Origin of the sequence: Cupriavidus consociatus (assembly GCF_017814975.1) — a bacterium.
GTDB lineage: Bacteria > Pseudomonadota > Gammaproteobacteria > Burkholderiales > Burkholderiaceae > Cupriavidus > Cupriavidus consociatus.
The window spans coordinates 265,492-283,553 of sequence record NZ_JAGIQA010000001.1 but is presented as its reverse complement, the minus strand read 5'-3'; the positions used below and the strand labels follow the sequence as shown (position 1 = coordinate 283,553).

At 65.3% G+C, this 18,062-nt stretch carries 14 protein-coding genes; 4 read left to right on the top strand and 10 right to left on the bottom strand.

Annotated features, from left to right (window positions below):
- Positions 1-23 precede the first annotated feature (23 nt).
- Together J8I82_RS01245 and J8I82_RS01240 are read right to left on the bottom strand one after the other, a co-directional pair.
- Positions 24-5,543, bottom strand: a complete 5,520-nt coding sequence (locus J8I82_RS01245) for an AAA domain-containing protein (RefSeq protein ID WP_209753916.1) — start codon at positions 5,541-5,543, stop codon at positions 24-26.
- Positions 5,540-6,757: a M48 family metalloprotease gene (locus tag J8I82_RS01240; protein WP_209753914.1), complete on the bottom strand. Its 1,218-nt coding sequence runs from the start codon at positions 6,755-6,757 to the stop codon at positions 5,540-5,542. The genes J8I82_RS01245 and J8I82_RS01240 overlap by 4 nt, the downstream gene beginning before the upstream one ends.
- A 155-nt stretch (positions 6,758-6,912) precedes the next feature.
- Between J8I82_RS01240 and J8I82_RS01235 the strand changes: the two genes are divergently transcribed.
- Positions 6,913-7,362, top strand: a complete 450-nt coding sequence (locus J8I82_RS01235; RefSeq protein WP_209753912.1) for a hypothetical protein — start codon at positions 6,913-6,915, stop codon at positions 7,360-7,362.
- A gap of 2 nt (positions 7,363-7,364) precedes the next feature.
- Here the strand turns inward: J8I82_RS01235 and J8I82_RS01230 are convergent, their stop codons facing one another.
- From J8I82_RS01230 to J8I82_RS01220, 3 genes are read right to left on the bottom strand one after another with little or no spacing between them, the layout of a single operon-like run.
- On the bottom strand, positions 7,365-7,712 hold the full coding sequence (locus tag J8I82_RS01230) for a hypothetical protein (RefSeq protein ID WP_209753910.1): 348 nt from the start codon (positions 7,710-7,712) through the stop codon (positions 7,365-7,367).
- Positions 7,713-7,733: 21 nt separating this feature from the next.
- Positions 7,734-9,116 (bottom strand): FAD-binding oxidoreductase, encoded by a 1,383-nt coding sequence (locus J8I82_RS01225; protein WP_209753908.1) that lies wholly within the window; start codon positions 9,114-9,116, stop codon positions 7,734-7,736.
- Positions 9,117-9,146: 30 nt separating this feature from the next.
- The gene (locus J8I82_RS01220; RefSeq protein ID WP_209753906.1) at positions 9,147-10,457 is read right to left on the bottom strand and encodes an MFS transporter; all 1,311 of its coding nucleotides are present in this window, start codon (positions 10,455-10,457) and stop codon (positions 9,147-9,149) included.
- Between the two features lie 122 nt (positions 10,458-10,579).
- Between J8I82_RS01220 and J8I82_RS01215 the strand changes: the two genes are divergently transcribed.
- Positions 10,580-11,533: a LysR family transcriptional regulator gene (locus J8I82_RS01215; protein ID WP_209753905.1), complete on the top strand. Its 954-nt coding sequence runs from the start codon at positions 10,580-10,582 to the stop codon at positions 11,531-11,533.
- 195 nt (positions 11,534-11,728) lie between these two features.
- On the opposite strand, the gene J8I82_RS01210 is transcribed toward J8I82_RS01215, so the two are convergent.
- Both J8I82_RS01210 and J8I82_RS01205 read right to left on the bottom strand, forming a co-directional pair.
- Entirely contained in the window at positions 11,729-12,181 is a 453-nt protein-coding gene (locus J8I82_RS01210) for a PA2169 family four-helix-bundle protein (protein ID WP_209753903.1), read from the bottom strand.
- Between the two features lie 340 nt (positions 12,182-12,521).
- Positions 12,522-12,854, bottom strand: a complete 333-nt coding sequence (locus J8I82_RS01205) for a hypothetical protein (protein ID WP_209753901.1) — start codon at positions 12,852-12,854, stop codon at positions 12,522-12,524.
- 406 nt (positions 12,855-13,260) lie between these two features.
- On the opposite strand from J8I82_RS01205, the gene gstA reads away from it, so the two are divergent.
- Entirely contained in the window at positions 13,261-13,869 is a 609-nt protein-coding gene (gstA, locus tag J8I82_RS01200; RefSeq protein ID WP_209753899.1) for a glutathione transferase GstA, read from the top strand.
- Between the two features lie 127 nt (positions 13,870-13,996).
- On the opposite strand, the gene J8I82_RS01195 is transcribed toward gstA, so the two are convergent.
- Together J8I82_RS01195 and J8I82_RS01190 are read right to left on the bottom strand one after the other, a co-directional pair.
- A complete protein-coding gene (locus tag J8I82_RS01195; protein WP_209753897.1) occupies positions 13,997-14,572 on the bottom strand; it encodes an RBBP9/YdeN family alpha/beta hydrolase in 576 nt (191 codons plus the stop codon).
- A gap of 94 nt (positions 14,573-14,666) precedes the next feature.
- On the bottom strand, positions 14,667-15,827 hold the full coding sequence (locus J8I82_RS01190) for a porin (RefSeq protein ID WP_209753895.1): 1,161 nt from the start codon (positions 15,825-15,827) through the stop codon (positions 14,667-14,669).
- Between the two features lie 203 nt (positions 15,828-16,030).
- On the opposite strand from J8I82_RS01190, the gene J8I82_RS01185 reads away from it, so the two are divergent.
- The gene (locus J8I82_RS01185; RefSeq protein WP_209753893.1) at positions 16,031-17,071 is read left to right on the top strand and encodes an AraC family transcriptional regulator; all 1,041 of its coding nucleotides are present in this window, start codon (positions 16,031-16,033) and stop codon (positions 17,069-17,071) included.
- Here the strand turns inward: J8I82_RS01185 and J8I82_RS01180 are convergent.
- Complete coding sequence (locus J8I82_RS01180; protein ID WP_209753892.1) at positions 17,058-18,032, bottom strand: quinone oxidoreductase family protein; 975 nt, start codon at positions 18,030-18,032, stop codon at positions 17,058-17,060. The genes J8I82_RS01185 and J8I82_RS01180 overlap by 14 nt on opposite strands.
- Positions 18,033-18,062 lie beyond the last annotated feature (30 nt).

Sequence of the window (18,062 nt, the reverse complement as noted above, 5' to 3'; positions counted from 1 at the left end):
AAAGGGCCTTCCACCCCCGCGGCCTACGCCTCCAGGTAACCCTTGCGCAGTTTCTCCGCCACCAGCTTGTCCATCTCGCGCCGGGCCCGCTCGGCGCTGTCGAACGCCTTCACGCTGGTCTGCCCCGCGCTGCCGATGCGGCCATAGGTGACGGAAAGCTCCGCCCCGCGCACGCTGGCCCGCCAGAACTTGCGCGACGTCCCCTGCTCGAAGCGCAACGTCTGCGTGAACGCTTCTTGCACACCCGGCGCGGTTGCCGCCGCCTGAAGTTCGTCCGTTGCGGCCGCGCCCTGCATGGCGGCAGGCTTCGCCAAGGGCGCCGCCATCTCCACCTCCGCGTCCAGTGCGCGATCTTCGCCTTTGGCCAGCATGGCTTCGATCCGGGCCAGCACGGCGTCCCGATCGTCGAGCCAGTCCTTGCCCGGGATGTCCAGCACCCGCCAGCCGAAACTGCGCAGGATGCCGGGTCGGAACACATAGCGTTCAGCGGTATCCGTTACCGCCTCCGACGGCGAATCGAGCAGGATTGCCAACGCGTAGCCTTGTCCCGACGGCTCGGCAATGGCCAGGTCGCAACGGAACTGCGAGCGTCCGACGTTGGCGTGCACCTGGTGGCCGCGTGCGCGCAGCGCCTCGGCCAGAGCGTCGCGGATGCTGTCCGGCGTGGCCTCGCGCGTGAAGACGTCGCGGGCACCCGGATTCAGCGCGCCAAGCACCGCCTGGGCACGCGCGAACTGGCCGCGCGCGCTGGCCTGCGCGAACTGCAGGAACGCGCGCAGCGCGGCCGCGCCATCGTTGTGCACGTTGGTGATCGCTTCGGCCTGGATCGTCGACACCACCGCCATCCGATGGCGCGCGCGGCTGAAGATCACGTTCAGGCGCTTCTCGCCCCCACGCTGGTTGATCGGGCCGAAGTTCATCAGCATCTTGCCATCCGGCCCCGGCGCGTAGCAGATGCTCAGGATGATCACGTCGCGCTCGTCGCCCTGCACGTTCTCCAGGTTTTTGACGAACAGCCCGTTGAACTGGTCGTCATCCTCGCGCACGTACTCGCGCTCGAGGCGCATTGCGAAGTCTGCGTCTTCGGCGGCCAACGCCTCGAGCGCTGACTCGATGGCGCCCTGCTGCGCCTCGGAAAACGCCACGATGCCCAGGCTCAGCCCGGTCTCGCGGCACAGCATCTCGCGCACGGTGCGGGCGATGTAGACGGCCTCAGGCGTATTGCGGCGGTCCGCATAGACGCCATCGGCCAGCCAGTGGAAGCTGACTGGCCGCGCCAGCAACGCGTCGGCGCCAGCGATGCCGGCATCCTGCTGGTCCGAGCGCAGCTGAGCCGCCTCGTCCTCGGCCTGTTCCAGCACACGGTCGGGAATGGTGACAAGGCGCCCGTCGTAGAAGGCGGCGTTGGAGAAGCTGATCAGCGATTCGTGACGGCTGCGGTAGTGCCACGCCAGCAGCGTTGCTGGCAGGTTGCGCGCGGCCTGGTTCAGCAGGCTGTCCGAATCGAGGTTGATGGCGATGCGGTCGCCCTCCTCCTCCACCACGATCTCGTCGTCTCCCTCGGCGCCACCGGCCGTAAAGAAGCTCGTCGGGGGCAGCTGCATCTCGTCGCCGACCACTACCACCTGGCGTGCGCGGCTGAGCGCGGGCACGGCCTCCTCGGTCGGAATCTGGCTGGCTTCGTCGAAGATCACCACGTCGAACAGGTCCGGCGACAGCGGCAGCGTGTCGGATACCGACAACGGGCTCATCAGCCAGATCGGCTTCAGGTCGTTGATGACGAGGCCGGTCTCGTCGTCGGAGAGATCACGGATCGAGCGGTGGCGCATGCTCTTGCCGAACTCATGCTCCAGTTCGCGCCGGCCCGTGGCGTATTGCTTCTTGAACGCCTTGCCGTCGGCGTCCAGCATCGTGGCCGACAGCGAAGACACGCGCACATGCTCGGCGAAGTGCTTGTGCCGCGTGGCGCGCACGACCTCCGCGTTCAGCGCGAGCAGTTCGCGCTGGCCCTGCGCCACGGCACGCGCGGCCTGCGCGAGCGCGGCACCACCAAGTCTCGCCAGCAGCGGGTTCTCGCGCGCAAGGCGACGCAGCGCCTCGTCGGCCACCAGCGCTTCCAGTTGCGCGGGCTCATGATCGAGCCACTGCAGCGTAGCGGCACAGGCGGGATCGCCTGCATGCACAGCGCGCAACAGCGGCAACAGGTCCGGCAACTCGTCGAGCGCTTCGCGCAGGTCGCGCAGCAGTTCGGCGATGTCGCCGAGGCGCGCATCGCCGGCCAGCGCCAGCCCGTCGCGCACGCGCTGCGCGAGCTTCTCCAGCGCCTCGCGCGCACCGGCCTCGGCGCGCGCCGCCGCGACCGGATCGACGGCCTGGCGCAGATGCGCGACCAGTTCGCGCGGGCCCGCGCCCGACTGCAGGCGCTGCTCGAGTTCGTTGAGTGCGCGCAGGAAGGCCTGCATCTCGCTCACGCCATAGCGGCGGCGGCTGTCGGCATCGGCTGCCGCCAGCGCCGCACTCGCGGCGTGTTCGGCGGCCAGCGCTTCCAGCACCTTGCCGTAGCCGGGATGGATGGCGTGCTTCCCAAAATCATAGCGGCGCTTCAGTTCGCCGCGCAGCCGCCACCACGCGGGCTGCAGCCAGCGCGCGATCGACGGCTCCAGCCGCCGCGCGAGCGCCAGCGCCGATTCGGTATCGCCAGGGCTCAGCTTGTCGTGCCAGTTCGACGTGACGGCGCGCGCGTCCGCAAGTGCCTGCGTGCGTGTGTCGAGGTCCGCGCGGAGATCGCGCAGTGCCGCTTGTGCCGGCGAGGCCGGATCGAGCAGGTCCAGGTGTGCGGCAAGGCCCGTGTCGAGCAGCCATTGGCTGTCGACGGCAATCGCGCATGCCTGTTCCAGGCTGGTGTCCGGGCCGGTAAGGCTCGCCGTGCTGTCCAGCAGCGGGTCAAGCGCATCGAACAGGGCCTCGGCGTCCTGGCACAGTTGCTCGGCGCGGCCATACGCGCGCTCGTCGGCCACCAGTTGCGCAGACAGGCGCGCGAACGGATGCGCGGCCAGGCTGCCGAGACCGAAGCGCTCGCGCATCGCGCGGTGCAAGCGGTGTGCAAGATCGCGCTGGCGGCCCCATGCGGCGAGGGCCGGCAGGCGCTCGCGCATCGCAGGCCCGGCTTCCGGCACCGCAGGGAGCGTTACCACGCGGCGCAACACTGCACGCATGCTGTCGCCGAGTGGCTCAGGCGCTGCGGCCATTGCCGATTCGAAGGCGTCGATACGATGCTGGTGAGCGGCGAGGGCCTCCGCCACCTGTTTGCGGCGTGCCACCAGCGCATCGCCGTCGTGCGGCTGCGCGATCCACTGCTCGTAGCAGGCGCGCAGGTCGGCAATGAAGGCCTTCTTGTCGGTCTGCGAGTCGTGGATCAGGCAGCACAGCGAATCCAGCCCGCTTTGCTTGAGCCGATGGAACACCACATCGAGCGCGGCCCGCTTCTCGCAGACGAACAGCACGCGCTTGCCACGCCCCGCGTAGTCGGCGATCAGGTTCGTGATGGTCTGCGACTTGCCCGTGCCCGGCGGGCCCTGGATGATGAAGCTGCGCTGGCTGCGCGCAAGGCCGACCGCAGCGTTCTGCGTCGCATCGGCCGCCACCACGTTCCATTGCTCGGCCGGCGCGAGCGGCGCGGGCGCTTCCGTCTCCACGTCGCGCGGCTCGATCGAGAACACGCGGTCGAACGACGGATTCGCGCCGGGCTCGTCGAGCAGCTGCGCGTAGTCGCGCACCAGCGACATCTTGCGATAGTTGAAGTTCGCGAGCGTCACCTGCGTCAGGTCCAGATCCCAGGCATAACGGTGGCCCTCGGACTCCTCGAGCACGAAACCCTGGCGCTCTTCGCTTTGCGCCGCGGCTGCGCCGCTCATCTGCGGCTGGCGCGGGCCGGCACCCGTGGGCGCGCCGGCCTCGAAACGCTGCGGCAGCTCGCTCGGCCGCACCCAATGCTCGAACAGCGCGCGGCCCAGCGGGCGGTAGTCGTCCTGCGCATAGCTGTATGGCCGCAGCCAGCCGCCCGTGCGCGCAGCGGCCGTGCCTGGCCTGCGACGCTGAAACTGCTGCATCCGCTGCAGCGCCTTCTGCCGCACCAGCCGTACGGCGGCCTTGTCGACGAGGCGCAGCTCCACCGAAGGCTCGGAACGGCGAATCTGTGCGAGGATCCCGGCATGGATCTCCTCCAGCGAGGTCTTGCCGAGATCCACGGTCTCCTCGAGCCGGATGTCATAGAGCTGGCTCAGGTAGTGGCGCAGTACCGGATTGAACTCGGCTTCGCCGCCCGCGCACTGGATCACATACTGGTCGCGCACGCCCTTGCGCCTGACCAGCTCCACCGGCAGCCACAGCAGCGGCGTCACGATACGCTCGTCCGGCGCCTCCTTCAGGTTGTGCCAGCGCAGGAACGCAACCACCAGGCGCAGGTTGCTGAAGCCATATTCGGCGCGATCGCGGCGCGTCTCGGCGATCAGGCGATCGAGCGATGCCGGCAGGTATGGCTGGTCGTCGAAGCGCAGCCAGCGCTGCAGCGACACCGGTTTGCCCGCCACCAAATCGGCTGCGAACGGGCCGCCCCAGGTGCAGATGTGTTCGGGCCGCACGCTTTCGATCTGCAGCATCAGCGGCACGCTGGCCACCGTCAGGTTGACACTGGCCGCGGTCGGACGGAAGTGCAGCAGGCGGTTGCGCCGCGACAGGTCGAACAGGCGGTCACGCAGGTGCGTGAGCACGGCGGCACGGCGCGGCGTGGCGCCAGTCGTGCCAGCCAGCGCCCGTTCCACGTCCAGGGCTGCCGGCTGCTCGCGCCATGTGCGCAGCCGCGTCGCGAGCGCGGCGACATCGGTGGCACGATCGTGGCGGTTGATCCCGGTCATCTCGACGATCACCGCGGCGACGATCGGGTGCAGGCGCTCGTGCAGCAGGAACAGGTTGCGGCGGTGCGTCACGAAGCTGCGCAGATCGTGCTCATCGGCGAAGTCCAGGCCGCAGGCGAGGCTCGCCAGCACCATGCCGAGCAGGAAGACATCGCCGATCTCGTCATGGTGGCCCAGCAGCCCTTCCCAGCTCGCCGGCCCGCGCAGGTAGACCGGGCGCTCGATCGGCGCGGTTGCGTCAAGCTGCAAGGCCAGGTCGGTCTGGTCGCGCTGCCCGTCGTCGGCATGGCCGAGCTGCAGCGCGCCGACGATATTCAGGCCCGAGGCCGGATGCGGCTGCACGCGGTGCACCGCGCCGAGGTCCATGACGGGGAGTTCGCCATCCGGCCGCCGCAGTCGCAGCGCGCCGTCCTCGCTCACCAGTATGCTGTCGGGATCGAGCGCCGCCACCCTGCCCTGCGCATGCAATGCGGCGACCTGCGCGAACAGGGGCAGCACCAGCACCAGGACGTCGTCGACAGGCAGCGCCGCGCCCGCCTGCGCATCGATCAGTGCCCGCAGCGTGCGCGGCTCGCCGCTATCGTTCATACCGGCGTTGGTGTTCGTGCCGTGGGTCGTGCTGTCATTCATGCCCGGCCCTCCCTGGCCAGTTGGTGATCGAACTGGCGATCGAGTTGGCGCTGGTAGCGGTCCAGTTCGCGCTTGCCGAAGCCGGCGTCGCGGCGCAGGTTACCTTGCAGCGCTTCGAGGCTGCCGAGCCCCTGAGCCATCTGGCCGGCGCGCAGCAGGGCCGCGTCCTGCTGGTCGGGGTCTGCCAGCGCCAGGTCCATCATCAATGCATTCAGATAGCCGCGAACGCTGTCGTCGATCACGCCCTGCCCCAACTTTTCGGGCCCGATCGCCGGTTCAACGTCACGCCAGTCTGGGAACATCATGCGCACCTGCGCAAGCACCGCCTCGCTCGCCAGCGGCGTGCCGGCGAGAAAGTGAGCCAGGAAGCCGCGCGTGAGCGCCTGCAACCGGACCTGTCCGGGGAGGTCCAGCTTTTCCAGCGCCAACGGGCCGTGCAGGCGGGTCTCGATCCACGGATCAAGATCGGCCGCGCCCTCCCACCACAGCGCCAGCGCGCGGGCCCGGATAAAGGTCTCGGGATGGCTGTGGGCGGCGCTCGCGCCCGGCTCGCTGGATTCAATCTCGACCGCCTGGCGCAGGTAGGCGGCCGCGTCCACGCTGCCCATGCCGGTCTGCACCTTGACCAGCGTCGACACCGCCGGCGCCACCGCACCGGCCGCCACGGCGCCGCCACGGTCGGCAAACAGCTCGGTATGCAACGCGTAGCGCCGCCAGGTCTCGCGGTGGCTGGCACTCGCGCCTGGCGCGGCGAGTGCGTCGTTCAGGATGCGGTCAGCCACCAGGAACTGGTTGTCGTCGCGCGACCACAGCAGGTAGTGGGCCAGCTCGTGGCCGAACACCGCCCGCAGTTCCGGCGGCGCGAGCCGCTCCAGCAGCGGACCCTGCATGACGATGTGGACTTCTCCGGGCACATAGACCAGCGACGCGTTCATGTCCTGGCCCGGCGACTGGTAGAGCGTTGCGCGCGCTTCGATGCCAAGCCGCGACATCGCCTGCGCCAGCGCAGCGTGTACCTCGGCGTGGGGGTCAGCCTCGATCCGGTAGGTGTCCCGCAACAGCATCGAGCGCAACGCTTCGCGGTGGTCAGCGCCGGTAGCGCGAGCGCTGGCCCAGCGCCAGACCTCAGGCTCGTGGCGACGCAGATAGCCGACCACCGTTGCGTGATAGGCCAGCGGCAGCAGCGCGCCGCGATCCGGGGCTTGAGAGTCCATGCGGGACGTTCCAGGGTTGGTGGTAGCCGATTCTACAAGGTGGCGATCGCCAGGGGAGTCACCGTGGCAACTTCCCGCGCGAGCCGGTCCGCATGCCGCACCGTGTAAACTCCCGCACTGGCTGATCGCCGAACATCTCCTACCTGAGAAAGAACATGACTCGACAACCACTTCGTACGCTGTGCCTGACCCTGCTGCTGAGCGCCGCCATTTCCCCGGCGCTGGCCGATGACCTGAAGAACGCTGCGGGAGGCGGCCTTGGTGGCGCCGCGGGTGCGGCCCTCGGTGGCGCGCTAGGCGGCAGCACGGGCGCCGTGATCGGTGGTGCGGTGGGTGGCGGTGCGGGCGGCGCGGTGACGGCCAACAAGAAGGAACGCACGGGCGCGATCGTGGGTGGCGCGCTTGGCGGCGGCGCAGGCGCGGCGGCTGGCAATGCCCTGGGCGGCCGGACGGGCGGCATCGTCGGTGCCGCGGCCGGCGGTGCAGCGGGTTCGGCGCTGGGCGGCAACGTATCGCGCAACAACCATGCCGATGACCACAATAGTGGAAATCGTGGCAATCGCGGCAAGCACAAGGGTCACAGCAAACATCGCCACAACGACTGAGGTCATAGCAGCAGCCGTCTTGCACAGGCAGGTGCCCGGGACTGCCGATGCCGGACGGCCCAGAGCAGGCCGCGCAGCGCCGGCTGGTTCGCCAGCCTGATGGCGGCAGTGCATTGCTCGAGCACCGGGGTGAGAGGGAACATCGACATCTCGGCCGCGCATCCCAGCAAGACTGCAATGTCGACCGGCGAGCCGATGGTGAGCGCATGCCTGAGCTGTTCGCTCAGACACCGGGCCGCGCGGTCGCCCGGTTCTCCGCGAGTATCCGTGCCAGACCGGATCTCGCGACGCTTGGCGCGAATATAGTGCAGCAGGTCCGTTGGCGAGATGCGGCTGACGGAAGTATCCATGGCGCCGTTCCGGTCACTCGCCTACAGGATTCGGCCGGGATTCAGGGTGCCGTGCGGATCGAGCAGCCGCTTCAGTTCCGCCATCAGTGTCAGTTCCTCCGGCGAACGGCTGTAGGCCAGAAATTCCTTCTTGATGATGCCGATGCCGTGCTCGGCAGAGATGGCACCGCCAACGCGCCTCACTGACGAATAGACCAGTTCCTCGACGCGATGCAGATCGGCACTGTCATGGGGGCCGGACAGCACGTGCAGGTTGCCGTCCCCGATGTGCCCGAAAAACAAGTGGCGCTGACCGGGGAACGCCTCGCCGAGCCTCTGGCGCGTGGACTTGACGAAGGTCTCCATGGACGCCATCGGCACGCTGACATCGAACGCCGCGTGGGGCTTCATCTGCGACAGCAGTTCGCCGACGGACTCGCGATAGGCCCACAGCCCGGCCGCATCGTCGAGCGACTGCGCGACGATGGCGTCGTCCACGACCGCCGCCTCCATCGCCCGCTCGAGAAATGCTTCGAGCGCCTGGCGTTCGGCGGATTCGTTGCCGCCCAGGCATTCGATCAGGACATAGAGGGAATACGATTGCTCGAACGGCGGCCGCAGCGCCGTCACTTCCTGTGCTGCCGTCATGAAGTCGCTCCACATCACCTCGAAGGCGGACAGCGTCGGCAATGCGGCTCGGCTCAAGCGAATCAGCCGGGCCGCGGCATCGAACGAAGACAGTGCGCAAAGCGCGGTACACGAGCCTTCCGGTTTGGGAAAAAGCTTCACAACGAGCCTGGTGATGACGCCGAGCGTGCCTTCGCTGCCGATGAAGAGATGCTTGAGATCGATACCGGTGGTGTTCTTCGTCACGCTGTTGAGCATTGTGAGCAGCCGCCCGTCGGGCAGCGCCACCTCGATGCCGAGCACGAGATCCCGCATCGTGCCGTAGCGGATTACCCGGTTGCCGCCCGCGTTCACCGCAGCATTACCCCCAACCTGGCATGAGCCGCGGGCGCCGAGATCGAGCGGAAAATACCAGCCCTGCTCTTCAACGCTTTGCTGCAGTGTCTCCAGTACCACGCCGGCCTGAACCGTGGCGGTGCCGCCGACCAGGTCGATCGACTCGATGCCGCTGAGTTTCGACAGCGAAAGCGCAACCTCGCTGTCCCGCGGCGTGGCGCCACCCGCGAGCCCCGTCAAGCCCCCTTGCACTACCACCTGCTGCCCAAATTCGCTGCAGCGTCTCAACACCATGGCCACTTGCTGCGGCGTCCGGGGGAAGATGACCACAGACGGCGTGACCTTGGGCGCCTCGCTCCAGTCTCCGGCGAAGGCAGAGGCAATGGAGGGCTCGCGCACGAGCGCTTCGGCGCCCAGCTCCGTTGTGACGGCTGCCAGGAAGGCTTCGAATGATGAATTCATGATTCCGACGTTGCCCAACAGGGCTGTTGATCAGGGATTTTTTCGCCCGCCGCCGCTCTTGAGGCAGAAGACGATCAAGCTGGAAAGGATCAGGAACGCCGCGATGACATACAGCGCGACATTGGTGCTGCCGGTGCGGTCGGCAATCCAGCCCACCATATAGGGACTGACGAACCCCGCGAGGTTGCCAATCGAATTGATGAACGCCACGCCGGCCGCCGCGGCGATGCCGCCGAGAATCGACGTCGGCACACGCCAGAACACCGGCGCCAGGCACTGGAGACCCATGCAGGCAACCGTCAATGCGGTCAGCGCGACAATGCGGTCATGGCTGAAGACGGCGCTCCCGATGAGGCCCGCCGCTGCTACCGAGCATGGGATGAGATAGTGCCAACGGTGCTCGCCGTGGCGGTCAGCGCTACGTCCGACCGCGAGCATCGCTACGATGCCGAACGCGTACGGAATCGCTGACAGCAGCCCGACATTGAGCGCCGAGGACACGCCCATGCTCTTGATGATCGAAGGGAGCCAGAAGCTGAAGCCGTATTGCCCCATCGCCGCACCAAAATACGCGACGGCGAGCAGCCACACCACGGGACGCTGGAATGCATCGCGCAGCGACACCGAGGTCTTCTGCTTGCGATCCGCGTCGATATTGACCTTTAGCAGAGCACGCTCCTCGGCGTCGAGCCACTTCGCACTGTCGATGCCGTCATCAAGGTAGAACAGGACCGCGACCCCGACGATCACGGACGGCACGCATTCGATCAGAAACAACCACTGCCATCCGGCAAGTCCCGCATGGCCATTGAACGACGACAGCACCCAACCGGACAGCAGTCCGCCCAGCACGCCTGCGATCGGGATGGCGGTCATGAACGTCGCGATGACGCGGCTGCGGCGGTTAGCGGGATACCAGTACGTCAGGTACAGGATGATGCCCGGGAAGAAGCCCGCCTCGGCGGCGCCGATCAGAAACCGCACCACATAGAACGCGGTGGTCGAATTGACGAACGCCATAGCGCCCGTGAGCATGGCCCACGAAATCATGATCCGCGCAATCCACCGACGTGCGCCCACCCGGTGCATGGCCAGGTTGCTGGGAATCTCGAAGATGAAGTAGGCCAAAAAGAAAATGCCGGCGCCGAGGCCGTAGATCCGCTCGCTCCAGCCCAGGTCGGAGGACATCTGCAACTTTGCGAACGCAATGTTGACGCGATCCAGGAAGGCGATGATGAAGCACAGGCAAAGGAAGGGGATGAGCCGCCACGTTACCTTGGCGTAGGCTCGATCCTCGACGGCAGCTTCCGCGTCGAAGGGCGCAATGATCGGGTGTGCCACGGGGATGTCTCCTGATTCAAGTAGTTTTCACAGCGGGCCCCAGTCTGCATCGGGTCATCCCCCAAGACAAACGATGAATCATGGCCTATTATTAAGCCAATCTGTTTAATCACCGGATATGCATGCCAGCGCCGCGCTTCACTCCCCGGCAGCTCACCGCGTTTCTCACCGTTGCCGACGTTCGCAACTTCGGCCGCGCGGGTGAGCGCCTGAGCCTCTCCCCCTCGGCGGTCAGCCAGCTGATTGCAGAGCTGGAGTCGGCCACTGGATTTCGCCTGTTCGATCGCACGACGCGCAGCGTCACGCTGTCTCCCGCCGGCCGGGAGTTCGTGGCGCCAGCCCGAAGCGTGCTGAAGCATCTGGAGCTCGCGCAGTCGGCGGCGGACGATATCCGCAATCGGGCGGCAGGCGTCGTGCGCATCGCGGCGCCGATGGTCATTGCAGGCTCGATCCTGCCCGAGGCAATTCAGGCCTATGCGGGGCAGCACCCGAAGGTCGTGATCCGGATCCGCGATGCCGCGGTGGACAACCTGATCGACATGGTCGCCAATGCAGACGTCGACATCGCCGTCGGACCAGATCAGTACGTCGACGACAGCGTGACTCGTATCAGTCTGTTCAAGAGTTCCTGGGTACTGTGGTGCGCGCCGGACCATCCGCTGGCGAAGCGCAAGACAGTCCCCTGGTCAGAGCTTCGACAGCACGCCGTAGTGGCCGCCGGCCACGACTATGACCGCAACGTGTCGCTGATGCACGCCGGTGCCGCCGAAGGCGAGCGCATCGCCCCGGTTGATGTCGTCGACAACATCAGTACCGCGCTGGGCATGGCCGCGGCGGGTATTGCGCTGACGCTGGCGCCTGCCTACGTGGGACTGCTTGCGAATCGACTCGGCCTGGTAATGCGGCGCATTGTGGATCCTGAGGTGATGCGCCAGGTGTGTCTGTACTATTCTGCCGTTCGCGCAGCCTCCCCCGCGGCCGAAGGTTTCCGGGAGCACTTGATGACATGGCTCGAAGGCAAGGACACCTTGGGAATCCCGCAACATACAGCAACGGCCAACGGCTCCCGTCGCTGAATTGGATTCGCAGACAGCCCGTCTCCACTTCCGCTGCAGATGGAACGTGATGTCAATTGGCAACCACCGCCGAATGTTTTATGTCCATCGGCCCGGGTTGTACGCCCGGGCCGGGCTTGCATAGCGGAAGCCGCTGTGCCGATGCTCATGGTTGCACCAGAAGACGAAGTGCGCGCCCCTGGTCCGCCCCGGACGTCAATGAATCTGCATGCCCCGCATTGCATGAAGCCGCCCGTGATGCCGCATCAGGTCATCATACTGACGCTGTAGCATGGCGTTGGCCTCCGGTGGCAGCGACTTCGCCAGTACGGACTGATACTCGCGCCTGGCGGCTTCTTCCTCGTGCTCGCAGATGCCCAGTATGGCGTCGTCGTTGCCGGGCTGCAGCATGTGGCGCAATGCCATCCAGCCACGGAGCAGGGTTCCTTGCATGCTGCCGCGGTCAGCAGGCTGGCCACCCATGGCACTGACCATGGACTGCAGTTCTTTCACCGACGTGCGACACGACGCCGCCGTGCTGGTCAGAATGTCGCGAAGCTGCATATCGTTCACATCGCTAGCGCCACTCATGCAGGCAAGTTCGCTGTCCTTGCCAGCCGAGATCAGCTGGTTCAGCGCCTGGAAAGTTTGTTGCTGGGTTTCGCCCATGGCTTTCTCCTAACATGCGTGCCGGCGACGCGGGCGTGGCGCGACTCGCCGGATAGCCAAAGGAAGGATCCGTTGCAGATTGGAGACGCCTGCGCAATGGCTCACGTGGTTTGCGGTGGATCCTGCCGGCCTGCCGATGTTGTGGCAAGGCAAAACCATGATAGGAGATGGCCAGCGCGGGAGCGGAAAGGATCACATGATCGGCGCCGAGCCGCCTCGGCGGCTCCCATTTGGCAGGTCCACTCCACCTACCCCGCCCGGAAGGAGGTCTCGCGCTGGTAGCTCACCGACATGCCTGCCTCACCGATGCGGCAACAAGCACAAGATTCCCGCGGCCGAGTCACGCGCGCGTGACCGCGCAAACCTTTGAGATCATGTAACCCACGCCGGCGATCCGGTGCTCGTGGCGTGGCGCGAAGGCGTTCAGGTGTGCGCGGATGCAGCGATCGATCGCCTGGCAGGCGCCAGCGTCGTCGAACCCCGGCAGAAACGACACCGAGATGCTCGGCAGCGGATAGTCGAACAGGTGTGCCTCTGCCAGCTGGGTGTAGAGATTGCCGTTGCGGAAGTCCGCCGGGATGTCGTCCCATCTTGGCAGCAGCTTGACGGTGCTGCTTTGCACATCGGCTTCGGTGATGCTGTCTACGTCGGACCGTGAGAGCGAATAGGTCATAGGGGTTTCATCCTTTCAGGAACATCGACGACACGAAGGCAGGATCCGCGTCAATTGCCATGATGGCGGCCATGGCAAGCTTAGATTCACTGCCGCAGCGCCCGCCACGCAAAGGATGCCAACGACTTTGCATTTCATGCCACCGCAGCCAAGTGGGCAATCCCCGAGGCACAGGACGTTCTGCCCACCGTTTTTTGTTGATACGAGGAGGCGGGCCAAGGTGGCCGTGCGTACCCTTTCATGAGCCGGTCCACAAGAGACATCTAACGTACGTTGAAAGTCAGACATCGGCCGACAGCCCATTCAAGGCGTTATGCCTACAACACAGGCATAAAGCCTTCGAGCAGCAGCAGATGTTTGATTCCACCGTGCAAGTCGGACCACCGGACAACAGGGGACACAAATCATGAAGTTGTACTACGCCCCAGGCGCTTGCTCGCTGGCGCCGCATATTGCCCTCCTCGAGGCTGGCCTGCCGTTCTCGACCGAGCGCGTCGACCTGCGCGCTCAGCCGCATACCACCGAGAGCGGCACAGACTACAAGTCCGTCAATCCCAAGGGCTATGTGCCCACGCTGGTGCTCGACAACGGCGAGGTGCTGACCGAGGCCGCGGTGGTCTTGCAGTACATTGCCGATCGCGCCCCGGAAAAGCGCCTTGCACCAGACCGCAATACGAATGATCGGTACCGGGTGCAGGAATGGCTGAACTTCATCTCGACCGAGCTGCACAAAGGTTTCGCGCCGTTCTGGAAACCGGACGTGCCGCAGGAGCAAAAAGACGCGGCGTGGGAGCGCCTGTCACAGCGGCTTGAATGGCTGGAGCAGCAGTTCAACGGCAAGGACTATCTGATGGGTCAGTTCGGCATCGCTGACTGCTACTTGTTCACGATCCTCAGATGGACCGACGTCTTCAAGCTGTCTCTTGATTCCTGGCCGGCGCTGAAAGCGTATCGGTCGAGAGTCGCTGCGCGACCATCGGTGCAGCAGGCACTGAAAGACGAGCAAATCGCCTGATCGATCCCGCCGGCATTCGGCACCCAATCAATCGCATGGCTCCGCGCCCTCCGGGCCGGCTCATCGCTACGCCTCGGAACAGCAAGCCGGCTGCGCCAACCCTGAGGCCTGGCGCAGACGTTCGTTCCTACCGCTCAAGTTCCCGGACCAATTCTTCGGCTTGCTCCCATACGCCAAAGCCATCGGCCGGCGAAAGATGACCGACTTCGCCTGCATCGACGAAACGGCTGCCCCAGGCTTGCGCCATGCCGCGAACGTTTTCGAAAGCTCCGATCGGGTCGTTACGGCTGGCCACCACAATGCTGGGAAATGGCAGGCGCTCTCTGGGCATGGGCGTCCAGCCGTTGTCCGCGAGCGTTTGCGGATCGGAGTAGCCGGCGGGCATCGGCGTATCGAAATCGGGCGGCGCAGCAAGCAGCACGCCCTGGACTTCACGCTTTGCCTGGCGCGCCCAGTGCACGGCAATCAGACAGCCGACACTGTGCGCCACCAGCACGATTGGCCCCTCGATGCCACGCACGACACGCTCCAGGTTTGCGACCCTGGCGCTGCGCAGCCGCTGGTCGTGATCGATTTGCGGCACGATATACACTTCCCTGCCCTGTTCGCGCAGGCGCTCCGCCAGCAACGTCTGCCAGTGGTCCGGCATATGGTCACGAAAGCCAGGGACAATCACGACGGTCGGCAATGTCGCAGAGGTCATTGGTTCAACTCCTTTATTGAGATCCAGTGCTGGAGAGTTTTCGGCAGCCGGGGACCAGCGCCCCCGGCTGTCTCGCTGCAAGCCAATCCAATGTTCAGAATATGTGCCGGATACCGACTGCGGCGCCAAACATCGACGACTGCCCGTTGGCAAGCGCATAGGAATTTCCCAACGCCAGGCTCGACGGGAACCCGCTCGCAGCCGAGTCGAGGGTCAGGCCGGCATTCTTGCTATAGGCCGTGGTCGGATAGATGTCCGTACGCTTAGATAATGAGTAGTCGACAATCAGCGCGATCTGCCAGGGATTAGCGACACTGGTGCTGCCACCCAGGTTCCTGATGTTCTGATAGTCATACTCGAGCGTGAAATCGAGCGCCGGCGACAGCCGATACTGCCCACCTATCCAGTAGAAATCGTCCCGGACCACCAGCCTGCCGGTCTGGTCCTTGTTCTGCCCCCAGCGATAGCCACCCATCACCTTCGCGGTGTCGTTGAAGGCGTAGCTGGCCATCGCGGCAGCCTTCTTGTACGTCCCGGTACCGGTGCCCATCGTCGGGTTCCACTGGTCATAGGCAAGCCCAAGCCCGACCGGCCCGGCCATATAGCTCAGGCCTGCGCCATAAGCCGTGTCGCGCCGGAACTGGCCCGGCACTTCACCGCCGCCGCCCGCTCCCGGAACCGCAGGATTGGTCTGAGGGAGGGCCGTGCCAACGCCAAATGACCAGTTCGCCTGTGCGATAAGGGGCCCGAACTTTCCGGTGTACTTCACCACGTTATCCTCGCGGAAGTTCGCGCCGGCGATAACGGCAGCCGGTTCGTACTGCGTGGCAAATCGTGCCGGCACGAAATTGGCCAGCGTGGAAAACAGCGAGTGGTATTGCCGGCCAAAGGTGATCTGGCCGATGCGGGTATCGAGACCGGCGAAAGCCTGGCGGCCGAACATGCGTCCGCCCTGCTGCTGGGTACCCGTATCGACATTGAAGCCGCCCTCGAGGGCGAAAACGGACTTCAACCCTCCGCCCAGGTCTTCGGTGCCGCGCAAACCCCAACGCGATCCGGAGTAGCCACCCGAGTTCTCCCGAAACACCTTCTGCGCCCGGCCGGAATTGAACCCGTTGCTGGCCTGTGGCACCACACCGACATGGTTGACGTACTCGACATTGATGTCCGCCACGCCGTACAGCGTTACGCTGGATTGCGCCTTTGCCACACCGCATGCCAAAACAGCAGCAAGAAAAACAATCCTCTGCTTCATCAGTTCCCTTCCTCCATGGTTCATGTCTGTTTCTTCTACTTCTTGGGACAGTATCTGGGTAACCCGGCTGCGCCCGCTTGCTTATCTGTGACATTTGCTTGCCAATTTGGGACAATGCCATTTCCCCTTTCCCGCCTGCCGGCAGGCTCGGTAACATCGTGGGGTTCATACGAGGATCGCGTCGCCAGATTGGAACCACCGTTATGCATAACGTCGGACGACTCGCTCGCAGCGCGAGCCTTACTGGCTACATTGAACTGATGGAGTCGCGCGGATACGACCCGGGAATCTTTCTGCGAAAGGTCGGGTTATCGCGAAGGCTGCTGAAGGATCCTGCGGGGCAGATTCCCAGCCATGCCCTGCGCGAGCTGCTGGAAGTGACGGCAAGCGCCACGGGCATGGAAGACATCGCGCTGCGGCTCGCGGCACGCCGCACGTTTTCCAGCCTGGGTCCGATCAGTGTGGTGTTGAAGGAAGAGCCTTCGCCACGGCTGGCACTGGATGCCTTGTGCCGTTACCTGAAGCTGATCAGCCCCTCGCTGATCATGCGGATCGAGGAGAAGGCGCAAACGGTGATCATCCGGGAGGATCTGCTGCCCACGCCGGGACAACCGACCCGACAGGCAATGGAGCTGACGGTCGCCATGATGTTCCGCATCCTCGGTGAACTGATCGGATCCCATTGGCGCCCACAGCAGGTTTGCTTCACGCACCGGCCGCCGGCCGACATGTCAGCCCACCGCGCATTCTTTGGCCGCAATCCAAAGTTCGGGCAGTCGTTCAATGGCATCGTGTGCGGGGCGGCCGATCTCGACAGGCCGCGCACCCCGGACAATTCGGGGGCAACGCAACTGGCACGGGATTACCTTGACGCCGCGCTGATGCGGCGCGGCGAAGGCATCCGCGACTCGTGCCGGGATCTCATCATGGCGCTGCTTCCCGGCGGCCGCTGCACCGCGCAGCAGGTGGCACGGCACCTGCGTATCGATCGCCGCACCCTGCATCGCCATCTCATCGCAGAAGAACTGACCTTTACGGCCCTGCTCAACGAGGTGCGGACAGACCTGGTGAAGCGACACCTGGAGGAGAGCGACCTGCTGATCGGCGAGATCTCGGGCCTGTTGGGCTTCGCCAACCAAAGCAGTTTCAGCCACTGGTTCCGCGCGGCCTTCGGCTGCAGCGTGACTCAATGGCGCAGCCAGGCGGCGGATCGCCGCCCGCCTGCCCTCCTCAATCAGCGATAAGCACCAGCTTGCCCATATGCTGGCTGCGCTGGATGTAGGCGTAGGCTTCGCCAATGTCATCCATCCGGAAAGTCCGATCGATCGGGAGTCGCAGTTTGCCTTCACGGAAGTACGGCAAGAGATCACGCGCGCACGCCTGGATGCAAGCGACCCGTTCCGCCTCGCTGCGCGTGCGGAATGTGGCGCCAATGAGCTTCAGGCGATTCAGCCACAACAGATTGATATCGATCTCCGCCGTGGCGGCACCGCCCAGGCGGGCAAGGTTCACCAGCCGTCCCTTTACCGCGAGGCTCCTGATATGGTCGGGGAATGCCGTGCCGCCAATGGTATCCATGATGACATCAACGCCACGCCCCTCGGTGGCCGCCATGATCGATTCGACCTGCGATTCAATAGACGAATTGATGCCGACATCGACGCCATAAGCGGCCAGCCGCTGGAGCTTCTCGGCCGACCGCGAAGACGCGATCACCGGCCGGGCGCCCATCGCTGACGCGATCATGATGGCAGCCATGCCGACACCACCGGAAGCGCCATTGATAAAGACCGACTCGCCCGGCTTCAGCTCACCGTTGCTCACCAGGGCGTCATGGGCAGTGATGAATACATTGGGGAACGCCGCGGCATCGACCCAGGATACGCCGTCAGGAACCGGCATCAGCGCCAGGGGCGCCGCGACCGTATATTGCGCATGGCAGCCACGACCATGGCCCATGACACGGTCGCCTTCGCGCCAGCCGCTTACCTGGTCGCCAACGCTTGCGACCTCCCCTGCGAACTCCACGCCAGCGGTCATCGGGCTGCCGGTCCGATGCTCCCGCATGTACTTGATCTCGCCGAAGTTGAGACCGGACGCACGCACCCGCACCAGCACCTCGTTGGGCCCCGGCTTTGGCACCGGAATGTCGTGCACCTCAAGCCGACCGCCGTCGGCGCCGGGTAGTACCCTGACTGCCTTCATCTTTCCTCCTGTTGCATTCTTTGCGGTGGC

What these genes read in the sequence shown, in the direction of transcription:
- J8I82_RS01185 (WP_209753893.1), top strand. Translation starts at nt 16,031, where the DNA reads ATGCATAACGTCGGACGACTCGCTCGCAGCGCGAGCCTTACTGGCTAC.
- J8I82_RS01225 (WP_209753908.1), bottom strand. Translation starts at nt 9,116, where the DNA reads ATGAATTCATCATTCGAAGCCTTCCTGGCAGCCGTCACAACGGAGCTG.
- J8I82_RS01230 (WP_209753910.1), bottom strand. Translation starts at nt 7,712, where the DNA reads ATGGATACTTCCGTCAGCCGCATCTCGCCAACGGACCTGCTGCACTAT.
- J8I82_RS01240 (WP_209753914.1), bottom strand. Translation starts at nt 6,757, where the DNA reads ATGGACTCTCAAGCCCCGGATCGCGGCGCGCTGCTGCCGCTGGCCTAT.
- J8I82_RS01190 (WP_209753895.1), bottom strand. Translation starts at nt 15,827, where the DNA reads ATGAAGCAGAGGATTGTTTTTCTTGCTGCTGTTTTGGCATGCGGTGTG.
- J8I82_RS01215 (WP_209753905.1), top strand. Translation starts at nt 10,580, where the DNA reads ATGCCAGCGCCGCGCTTCACTCCCCGGCAGCTCACCGCGTTTCTCACC.
- J8I82_RS01195 (WP_209753897.1), bottom strand. Translation starts at nt 14,572, where the DNA reads ATGACCTCTGCGACATTGCCGACCGTCGTGATTGTCCCTGGCTTTCGT.
- gstA (WP_209753899.1), top strand. Translation starts at nt 13,261, where the DNA reads ATGAAGTTGTACTACGCCCCAGGCGCTTGCTCGCTGGCGCCGCATATT.
- J8I82_RS01235 (WP_209753912.1), top strand. Translation starts at nt 6,913, where the DNA reads ATGACTCGACAACCACTTCGTACGCTGTGCCTGACCCTGCTGCTGAGC.
- J8I82_RS01245 (WP_209753916.1), bottom strand. Translation starts at nt 5,543, where the DNA reads ATGAATGACAGCACGACCCACGGCACGAACACCAACGCCGGTATGAAC.
- J8I82_RS01205 (WP_209753901.1), bottom strand. Translation starts at nt 12,854, where the DNA reads ATGACCTATTCGCTCTCACGGTCCGACGTAGACAGCATCACCGAAGCC.
- J8I82_RS01180 (WP_209753892.1), bottom strand. Translation starts at nt 18,032, where the DNA reads ATGAAGGCAGTCAGGGTACTACCCGGCGCCGACGGCGGTCGGCTTGAG.
- J8I82_RS01210 (WP_209753903.1), bottom strand. Translation starts at nt 12,181, where the DNA reads ATGGGCGAAACCCAGCAACAAACTTTCCAGGCGCTGAACCAGCTGATC.